Source organism: Hymenobacter mucosus (assembly GCF_900188255.1).
In the GTDB taxonomy this organism is placed as follows: Bacteria; Bacteroidota; Bacteroidia; order Cytophagales; family Hymenobacteraceae; genus Hymenobacter; species Hymenobacter mucosus.
Window position 1 is genome coordinate 1 of record NZ_FZNS01000035.1, and the last position, 1,000, is coordinate 1,000.

1 protein-coding gene is annotated in these 1,000 nt (G+C 62.9%); it reads right to left on the minus strand.

What is annotated here, in order from left to right:
* A partial coding sequence (locus CHB83_RS23415) for a malic enzyme-like NAD(P)-binding protein (RefSeq protein ID WP_317044818.1) occupies positions 1–1,000 on the minus strand: 1,000 nt, incomplete at both ends.

The window sequence follows — 1,000 nt, forward strand, 5'->3', positions numbered from 1 at the left end:
GCCAGCTTCATGGCCTCGTTGATTTCGGTGGCGCGCACGTCCAGGGCCCCGCGGAAGATGTAGGGAAAGCCCAGCACGTTGTTGACCTGGTTGGGATGGTCGGAGCGGCCGGTGGCCATGATGATGTCGGGGCGGGTGGCCATGGCCACCTCGTAGCCGATTTCGGGGTCGGGGTTAGCCAGGGCAAACACAATGGGGTTGTCGGCCATCTTCAGCAGCAGCTCGGCCGGCAGCACATTGGCCGCCGACAAGCCCAAGAACACGTCCGCGCCTTCCATGGCCTGGGCCAGCGTGCGAATGGGGCGCTGGGTGGCAAAGAACAGCTGCATGTCGGCCAGGTCCGTGCGCTCGGGTGTGATGATGCCGTCCTTGTCGAACACTACCACGTTTTCCCGCTTTAAGCCCAGTGCCAGGTACAAGCGGAGGCAGCTGACAGCCGCAGCGCCTGCCCCACTGACGACCAGCCGAATGTCCTCGATGCGCTTACCTACTAGCTCAAGACCATTGAGCAGAGCCGCCGACGAAATGATAGCCGTGCCGTGCTGGTCATCGTGCATGAGGGGAATGTTCATCTGCTCGCGCAGGGCCGTCTCAATGCGGAAGCACTCGGGGGCCTTGATGTCCTCCAGGTTGATGCCCCCAAACGTGGGCTCCAACGACTTGACGATGCGGATAAACTCGTCGGGGTCGGTGGCGTCAATCTCAATGTCGAAGCAGTCGATGCCGGCGAACTTCTTGAACAGCACGCCTTTGCCTTCCATCACGGGCTTGGACGCGTCGGGGCCGATGTTGCCCAGGCCCAGCACCGCCGTGCCATTGCTGATGACGCCCACCAGGTTGCCCTTGGCCGTGTACTTATACACGTCGTCGGGGTTGGCCGCAATGGCTTTGCAGGGTTCGGCCACGCCGGGCGAGTAGGCCAGGGCCAGGTCGAGCTGGGTGCTGACGGGCTTGGTGGGCACTACTTCAATCTTGCCGGCGGGCTCCTGCGAGTGGTAGT